General features: G+C 36.3%; 10 protein-coding genes. 5 read left to right on the top strand and 5 right to left on the bottom strand.

Features of this window, described 5'->3' with window-relative positions; all coding sequences use genetic code 11:
- From FQ087_RS21915 to FQ087_RS21905, 3 genes are all read left to right on the top strand, one after another.
- Window positions 1-272 (top strand): recombinase family protein (locus FQ087_RS21915; protein WP_149582736.1); only part of this gene is annotated, 272 nt, incomplete at its 5' end.
- The gene (locus FQ087_RS21910) at window positions 269-532 is read left to right on the top strand and encodes a hypothetical protein (protein ID WP_149582735.1); all 264 of its coding nucleotides are present in this window, start codon (window positions 269-271) and stop codon (window positions 530-532) included. The genes FQ087_RS21915 and FQ087_RS21910, both read left to right, overlap by 4 nt.
- On the top strand, window positions 532-741 hold the full coding sequence (locus tag FQ087_RS21905; RefSeq protein ID WP_149582734.1) for a hypothetical protein: 210 nt from the start codon (window positions 532-534) through the stop codon (window positions 739-741). The genes FQ087_RS21910 and FQ087_RS21905 overlap by 1 nt, the downstream gene beginning before the upstream one ends.
- 111 nt (window positions 742-852) lie before the next feature.
- On the opposite strand, the gene FQ087_RS21900 is transcribed toward FQ087_RS21905, so the two are convergent.
- The 3 genes from FQ087_RS21900 to FQ087_RS21890 all read right to left on the bottom strand — a co-directional run bounded on the left by FQ087_RS21900 (window position 853) and on the right by FQ087_RS21890 (window position 3,460).
- Window positions 853-1,050 carry an aspartyl-phosphate phosphatase Spo0E family protein gene (locus FQ087_RS21900; protein WP_149582733.1) on the bottom strand — a complete coding sequence of 66 codons (198 nt, stop codon included), beginning with the start codon at window positions 1,048-1,050 and terminating at the stop codon, window positions 853-855.
- A gap of 703 nt (window positions 1,051-1,753) precedes the next feature.
- On the bottom strand, window positions 1,754-3,052 hold the full coding sequence (locus tag FQ087_RS21895) for a hemolysin family protein (RefSeq protein WP_149582732.1): 1,299 nt from the start codon (window positions 3,050-3,052) through the stop codon (window positions 1,754-1,756).
- 69 nt (window positions 3,053-3,121) lie between these two features.
- Window positions 3,122-3,460, bottom strand: a complete 339-nt coding sequence (locus tag FQ087_RS21890; protein WP_370456102.1) for a MerR family transcriptional regulator — start codon at window positions 3,458-3,460, stop codon at window positions 3,122-3,124.
- 547 nt (window positions 3,461-4,007) lie between these two features.
- Between FQ087_RS21890 and FQ087_RS21885 the strand changes: the two genes are divergently transcribed.
- Both FQ087_RS21885 and FQ087_RS21880 read left to right on the top strand, forming a co-directional pair.
- Entirely contained in the window at window positions 4,008-5,054 is a 1,047-nt protein-coding gene (locus FQ087_RS21885) for a flavin-containing monooxygenase (protein ID WP_149582730.1), read from the top strand.
- A gap of 207 nt (window positions 5,055-5,261) precedes the next feature.
- Window positions 5,262-5,792, top strand: a complete 531-nt coding sequence (locus tag FQ087_RS21880; protein ID WP_149582729.1) for a DUF3967 domain-containing protein — start codon at window positions 5,262-5,264, stop codon at window positions 5,790-5,792.
- Between the two features lie 100 nt (window positions 5,793-5,892).
- Here the strand turns inward: FQ087_RS21880 and FQ087_RS21875 are convergent, their stop codons facing one another.
- Together FQ087_RS21875 and FQ087_RS22690 are read right to left on the bottom strand one after the other, a co-directional pair.
- Complete coding sequence (locus FQ087_RS21875; RefSeq protein WP_149582728.1) at window positions 5,893-7,038, bottom strand: replication initiation protein; 1,146 nt, start codon at window positions 7,036-7,038, stop codon at window positions 5,893-5,895.
- A gap of 851 nt (window positions 7,039-7,889) precedes the next feature.
- Window positions 7,890-8,348 carry a hypothetical protein gene (locus FQ087_RS22690; RefSeq protein ID WP_188006864.1) on the bottom strand — a complete coding sequence of 153 codons (459 nt, stop codon included), beginning with the start codon at window positions 8,346-8,348 and terminating at the stop codon, window positions 7,890-7,892.
- Between the last annotated feature and the right edge of the window lie 194 nt (window positions 8,349-8,542).

The raw sequence follows: 8,542 nt of genomic DNA, 5'->3' as shown, positions 1-8,542 counted from the left end.
CAATGGGCAGATTAATTTTAAGAATGTTATCAGCCATTGCGGAATTTGACAGGGATATGATCGTTGAACGATTAGCAGAGGGGAAAGCCATTGCGAAGCAGAATCCTGATTTCCGTGAAGGTAGACCAAAAAAATTCACTAAAAAACAAGTAACACACGCTCTACAGCTATTGAAAACGAATTCTTATACGCAAGTAGAAGAAATTACAGGGATTTCTAAAAGCACACTAATCCGTGCCAAAAGAGAAGTAACTAAAGGGGGCAAACAATGATGGAAAGATTAACGGTTGAAACATTTGAAGAGTTTTCTAATAGTGGTTATGGGGAGGTTAAGACTTATTTTGTACATACTGATCATTATGTTCTGATTTCTATTCCAGTGTGGAACTGGTCGTTTATGTGGGATTTTGAGGCTTACAGTGATGACGAATTAAAGGCAGCATGTACAGAGGCGTTAACCGGTCCTATGTTCTTTGAAGGGGCTGAGGAAGTCACTGAACGCTTTTATCAGTACCTGCTAAGGGGAAAATGATGGCCAAGAAATCACTTTCAGATTATCAGAGGGAGTATGAAAAAATAATCCATACAGACCAACCGAGAAAAGACATTCTACTGTCCAGTTTAATGACTGAAATGGAGAAACAATTCAAGATTCCTATGCTGAGGAATGAAGTATGGGAACGAGAAAATATAAAGGTAATAGCGATGTATCGTAAGTTAAGCATTACAAGAACATTGTGAAGGTCGGAGAAATCTGAGCTTCTTTTTTTTGTGCAGATTGTGTATTCAGAGGATCAGTACTTCTGATAATGGGATTGGTCTTTGATTTGAATAAAAATACTTCCGAGAATTTCATTTATGCAAATAGGATAAACTTGAATCCTGGATGGATTGATTTTCTAGATATCTATTGATCAACACATCCAATTCTTGACTGCACGAGACAACAAGAGGGTGCGTATACCCAAAAGTTTTTGCTCTTCTATACATGACTTTTCTCTTGATTCCAATCTGAAGCAATAACGTTTTCTCATCTAATAACCTTTTCACAAATCTTCCTCCATATAATATATTCGGCTTCAAATTATGCGGTCTATATCTAGTAGGTTCAGAAACAACTAGTACATTGTACAACATACTTTCTTCAAAAAAATGTCGTATTATGACGGAGAAATGACAATTCACAACTTTGTCACAAGTTGCAGGAATACTTGCCGAGATAGTTGATTCTTAAAGCTTCCGATAGGTAAATTTTTTCAACTAGTTTAAGAAAATTAAAGCACCCGTTAGCGAAATTATCTATTGTACAAATTCGATAGTTTTAACTGTTCTTTCAGCAGTAGTTTTCCCCATAATTTGCTCAAAGGGTTGCCTATCAGAATCAACTGCCGAGAACAAGCGTTATGTTAACCTGATGTGTATAGAAGATACAAGACCATTCAGCGAGAGAATGTAGTTCTTGTTCAACTAACTGAGCAGTTTAGTACAACAAGAGTTGGCTAAATATCTCCGTTTTGAAACAGATTGAATGTTAAATCATGGTGATGTTAAAGGCAGATTCATGGTGTAAATGAAACCTATGAACTTTTTTAAGATGATTTTGGGTTTTGTAGTTGGAATGGTAATCTACGAGGGAGGAAAGGAACTAATCAAAAAGACGACTTTAAAGTCGTCTTTTTTAGAAAGTCATTAAAAAACTTAAGTTTTTCAGTGGCCTCATGATATGCTATCCTCTTTTTCATAACTGAATAGTCTATTCGGTTTTCCGAATTTCTATATAGCGTATTTGATGCCCGTCTAGCTCTTTGATTATAAAAAGGAAGCCATCTTGCTCAATATCTTCTCCTTCTTCGAGATCGTAATTCTGCGATAAGCACCATCCGCCAATCATATCTACAGTATCCTTTTTCAATGATGTTCCAAGTAATTCATTGATTTCTTCTATCAATACTTTACCACTGACGATATAATGGTCTTCTGCAATTCTTGTGATTTCTGCGATCTCATCTACATCAAATTCATCGTGTATATCCCCGACAATTTCTTCAAGGATGTCTTCGATTGTTACCATTCCAGCCGTACCGCCATATTCATCGATAACAAGCGATAATTGGGACCGTTCGTTTTGCATTCTTTTTAGAACCTCATCAATGGGCAATGTTTCGATTACCACAGGTATCGGATGCAACAAGTCTTTAATGGAGAATGACTCTAAGGACGAGCGATCTCCGAGAGTAAAGTATAGCAAATCCTTACTGTTGATAAAACCTATGATATTATCTATATCACCCTCGTAAATGGGATAACGTGTATATCTTTCCTCTTGGATTGTATATGCTACTTCATCGAAAGTAACATTTGAGGAGAACGTTACCATTTCAGTCCGTGGCACCATAATCTCTTTTGCAATTCGGTTGTCGAATTCGAACATTTTGTTAACATAGTTCAGTTCGGACTGATTAATTTCCCCACTTTTAAAGCTGTCAGATAAAATGCTCCTTAGCTCTTCTTCAGTATGAGCAACTTCGTGTTCCGATGCTGATTTAAATCCGAATAGACCTAAAAGCAAACGAGCTGACCCATTCAACACAAAGATAAAGGGAAACATTAACTTATAGAACCACATTATTGGTTTAGAAAAAAGCAATGTCAATGCTTCTGCTTTTTGGATTGCTATTGTCTTCGGAGCAAGTTCTCCCACTACAACATGTAGGAAAGTGATAAAGACAAAGGCAATGACAAAGGAAAGAACATGGGAAACAGATGGATCTACATCGAATTTTTCGAACAGTGGATGTAGCATTGCCTCGACTGTTGGTTCACCGAGCCAACCAAGCCCTAAAGCGGTAATTGTAATTCCTAATTGGCAGGCCGAGAGATACTCGTCCAAATGAGTGGTCACATGCTTTGCAGATATCGCACCTTTTCGTCCTTCTGCAACTAGTTGATCAATTTTTGTGCTTCTAACTTTTACTAATGCAAATTCTGTTGCTACAAAGAAAGCTGTTAAAGCAATCAGTAATGCGACTAATCCTAAATTTAATATTTCCACTATGTCAACCTTACATTAAGCAAGGTCTCCACCTCCTGAAATGATTGTTTGCTACTTTCGCGTGTTGAATTATACAAGTAATTGTAATAAAGCTTGAATTACAGGCAGAGTGTCATGAGTAATGCTCTCCTTAATCGAAGAGTTTTCCCGATCTGCTCTTTTTAATAAAACCAAAAGTTCCTGAAGATTATTTTTTACTAGGAGTGCTTTCTCCAGCACCTGCTCGCTAGAATCATGAAACGCCAGCTTCTCTTTAATTTCTTCTAGTGAGAAACCTTGTCCCTTCAAATGCGAAATCTTATGTAACTGCTCAACATCAGACAGTTCAAAAAAACGATAGCCTGTATCGGAACGTGACGGTTTTAAAAGATCCAAGTTTGTATAATAATCGATTGTCCGTTTGGACACACCTGCAATATCGGCTAATTCCCCAATTCTTAGTTTATCCTTCCCAATAGGCTCGCCTCCAAACTATCACGTGATGGTTTTAGTTTAACATATTTATGAAACAATAAACAAATACTGAACTAACAATTTTCTACACTTTTTAAAAGTTTTCATAGAATGTACAAACTTCTTATTGATGTTAGTCGAAAACGGACAGAAGTGACACAATCGAATCGATGTTTTGGGGATTGATCTCATGAATTGTCTGCCATTACAGGGTAGCTTTTTCTTTATGAGTAATGTAGTTAATTACTTCCGTGAACTGGCGTTATGTAAACCTGAGATGCATGCAGCATACATTCACGTTCAACATTAAATGTGTTGCGGATCTCGTTTTGCTAAATCGATTTTCTTCTTCAACTAACCCGCAGGTTAGTAAAATAAAGATATAGATTGAAAAAAGCTGTTCATCCAAACTTATTGATTGTTTGAATGAACTTTTATATACTAACATTCAAATGACCATTTTAATGAAGAATTTAGAGACTAAATCGAGGAGGGTAAATAAATGGACTATTATGATGTAGTTATAGTTGGAGCAGGGCAAGCAGGGATTGCTATGGGGTCCTATTTAAAGCAAGAAGGGCTTTCATTTATTCTATTAGACTCTAACGTAAGAATTGGAGATTCATGGAGACAACGCTACGATTCATTAGAATTATTTACCTCTCGAAAGTACAGTTCTCTACCAAAGTTACAAATGAATGGTTCATCAAATGGATTTCCTACAAAAGATGAAATGGCCGATTATTTAGAGCACTACGCCACTCATTTTGGTTTACCTGTGAAACTCAATACCAGCGTAATTAATATAAAAAAGAACCGTGAAACGTTCAAGGTAGAAACAAATCAAGGAATCATTGAAGCAAATCAAGTTGTGATTGCATCAGGTGCGTTTCAAAAACCTTTTGTTCCACCAGTTATACTAGATAAAGGGGAAAAGCCATTTCAAATTCATTCTTCCTCGTATTTTTCCCCTAAGCAAATTCTAAAAGGTTCAGTATTAGTGGTGGGGGGAGGGAATTCAGGGGCACAAATTGCAGTTGAATTAGCACAAGAGAGAAATGTAACCTTGGCTGTAAGTCATCCATTTAAGTTTTTGCCACTTCGTTTTTTAGGAAAAAGCATATTTTACTGGTTAGAACTTTTTGGACTATTGTATGCTGGAGTCAATACAAAAAAGGGAAGTTGGTTTAGGAAACAAAGTGATCCTATCTTTGGATACAAATTAAAAACATTAATAACTGAACGTAAAGTTAATGTAAAGCCAAAGGTAGTTAGGGTCAAGGGAAATGAAGTTCTGTTTGAAGATAATAGCGTACATTCATTCGAAAATATTGTATGGTCAACCGGTTTTATTCCTTCCTATGATTGGATTCGTATAGATGGTGCTACTTCATCAAATGGAAAACCTGTTCAGGAAAGAGGTATAAGTCCGATTAAAGGTCTTTATTTTATAGGTTTACCTTGGCAGTATCAACGTGGGTCAGCCTTGATATGTGGTGTTGACCGTGATGCAAAACATCTAATTCCCTATATTGTTGAAGCAAATTAATTTTCATCTTGAATACTTCCGTGAACGGATCTTATGTAAACAAGTGGTGTATATTGGCAGAAGACCGGTCATGGACGGTCTTTTTTATTTGGCCGTGACCGCATGAACGAATCCGTGACTGCAATCATGACCGTAACCGCAGGATTTCCTTGATAGATAGCGAACTACTCTATAATGACTAGATGGTGAACGGGGTGAGGTGACTGCATGAACAAAGACGTTGAATGGCTAACTGTATTAGCGGTTGAGAAACAAACAAACATACCAAACGCAACCATTCGTAGGTACATTAGGAATCACGGACACCACCTAAATGTTCAAAAGAAGGGAAAAAGCTATTTTATAGCTTCTGAGTCGATTTCAATTATCCTTACTATTAGGAAACACTATGATGACGGAAAGAGTTTGGAGCAAGTCGAAAAAGCCTTGGTAGATACAGACAACCCTGTGACTATAACCATGAACGATGATGGTGAACAGATGACTGTGAATGTCGGAGAAGCCTTACAGGACATGAATAAAGCCATCCACGAACAAAACAAAGTCATTCAGTCATTGGTTGAACACATGCAGAAACAACAAGAGTATATAGATACTAAATTAGAAGAACGAGACAGAAAGTTAATGACAGCCATAAGAGAAAACCAAGAAAGTAGAAAACAAATGGCTGCAACTGTTCAAGAAAAAGAAATAATAACCCCTACTGAGAATAAAAAATGGTATCAGTTTTGGAAATAATGATACGGAATAATTGGATGGCATGTGCATGCTACATACATAATAAAAAAGGTCGATTTCCCTTGTGAGAGATCGACCTTTTTTATTCATTAGTTTGTTTTCATTGGCTATCCTGCATCCCCAACTCCTCCAGTAATTTTCGTCGTTCTTCCTCAAATGCTTTTTTTTCATCTTCCGTACGTACGTCAGCCGTGTTTTCTCTTTTATTAAACCAATCAGGAACTTTTTCTTCCCGTCCCGATTTTCGTTTGGTTGATTGTAAATTGGCGAACGTAATAGGCAATCCTTCTTGAAAAAGTTGAGCACAATCTTGCAACTTCTTTTTGATAAATCCTAGAGGATTTTTTACGCTTTCTTCTTCGTTCACATAATGAATGAGCATGCTCAATTCTTTTTCAGCATCATCATTCCAAATAAATGATGCTCCCTGATACATTTGAGCGAAGTAAAATTGATCAATTATATAACCCTCTGCTAATGCATTCAAACGAGTTCGTACATCTTCATTTTCGAATACTTTTTCTGGCTGTTTAGGTTTCTGTTTTTGTTCGGGTAGTTTGATTTCTTTTTCGACCGAGTGTTGGATTATAAACCCAATACGCTCCACGCTGCGTCCATTTTTATTTTCATTAATACTTATGTAGAGGTCTGTTTTTTCATTTACTTCTATAATGGCTGTCATCAAAACACGAGCTTTAAAATTAGCGTATCTCGGATATTTTTTTTCACCAACTCCTAATTTACTTCTTAATTCTTCAACAGAAAAATCCCATTTGCCTAGATGTTGCCATTTTTTCATGAGTTCATATAACCGAATAGAATAGGTGCTATTAAGGGATAAAATATTGCTTAATCGGTATGACGTAAACTGATTCTTTAACTGCAACATATATGGCTTTAACTCTGGAACAAATTTGAGTCGTATTGCACCTTTTCCTTGCATGTATTCAGCAGTTGAAACCCAGTGCGTTAGTAACCACCCCCCATCTTCACGAGGAATTTCAATTACTTTAGACATTAAATTTTCTACCACCATTTTAATTTCTGTATATTTTTCTCTCCCTTGTAAACCGAGCATTTCATGAAAATCTTTTATAGAAATTACATATTCTGTGAAATCCTCATCAGTTGGATTAATCATAGACACCATTGTAAGAATAATTTTTTGCTCCCGAGCATTTAAAGGTTTCCTATGTCTGGCTTCAATTAAATTATTTCCTTGTGTAACAACGTAATTTTCTTTCATGGAATCTCTCCTTTTGTATCGTTTTCTTAAGTTGTTACTTTACTATCAATATATATATCTTTAAATCCAGTGTCAACAATAAGTATAACACCTTTTATCATTAATTACCTTTCGAACCGAAACTGTTACCTTTCGAACCGAAACTGTTACCTTTCGAACCGAAACTGTTACCTTTACGGAACCGAAACTGTTACCTTTCGAACCGAAACTGTTACCTTTCGACCTTACAAACCCAGTCATATCAAGGGTTCAGAGGGTGCCTAAATCACTTAAAACAAAGAACTTAAACAAAGTTCTTTAAAACAACAACAAACAACGCGCGCGAAGAACGTGGTGGTGGTGGAAAGTAAAAATAAATTTAATTCTCTTTTTCTCTTAAAAAAGTAATTAGGGGTTGTCCATCTCTATTAAACTACCCTTTAAAACGCTCAGGATCTCCATAAAAGCTTTTTAAAGTAAAAATTCAATATAACTACACAAGTGAATTAGAACGCATTTAAAGAGGGTTAGAACGCTTTTTAGGTGTATTGGAGAAAAACGAAGAAATATTCGAGGAAACAAAATTGATTTGTGTTAAAGGATTAAGAGCAAGACCTTGCCCCTTTTGAAAAGTGGCAGCCCCCCAACCCCCTCGCCGGGTAGCAGGTCCTCACATGGGTGAGAATCAAAAAGAGGTTGGAGAGTCACTTAACGTGTCAACTCCTTAAATTCCTTTCGCTAACGCTCCAGTCAGACATTTACCGTTGACACTGCCCTTTGTACATCATTCTTGCCGAATTAAAGCTAACTTCAGTTAGGAAATCAGCTTGAGCTGATCTTTTTTTCAATGGATGATGTGAATGTCACCGTCTTCAGTTTTGTTTTACCTCTTTCAGTTTATATTCAGTGCTTTTATTTTCGGGAATGGACTTTTCATTTTGTTCTTTTTTTTCCTCGATATTATTATTTGGTTCCTCTTTTTTTGTGTTATATCCAGTATTCTTTACTTCGGGTATAAACAAACCTTCTACACCTTCTTTGTAAACTATTGCATCCTTCTCTTTTGATTTTTCAAGATCGATATTTAAAAAACTAGATTTATTTTTCTCGACATAAGTTTTCAAAGCATATGAGACTTGTTCAGCTTGTTCCTCACCTTCAATCTCAAAGTATTTTTCGAATATCGCTCCCACTTGAATCAATCTACGAGTTCGTTCTTTTCGTTCCTTTTGTTTAATTTTATTCTCTACTTGTTGCTTTCTTGCTTTCATTTGTTCAATTTGTTTTTCTAATTCCTGTAATCGATCTTCATCCGTTTTACGTGTAGTCAATTCAATCAACTCCCAATTCTTATTAGTTGTCTTATAGTTTACCGTAATATTGGAAAAATAACCAATCAATAGCTAGGAATGGTAAGGGAGGTGTGGTATGATGTCCCAAGAGAACGAAGTGACAAGGGTGCACTTATACATCGTTCCGATGTGTGCTATTGCTTCGCAACTTAAAGACCGTCCGCTGGTCAGCG

It is taken from the genome of Sporosarcina sp. ANT_H38, from assembly GCF_008369195.1.
Lineage (GTDB): Bacteria > Bacillota > Bacilli > Bacillales_A > Planococcaceae > Sporosarcina.
This window is presented reverse-complemented; position numbering and strand designations above follow the sequence as displayed.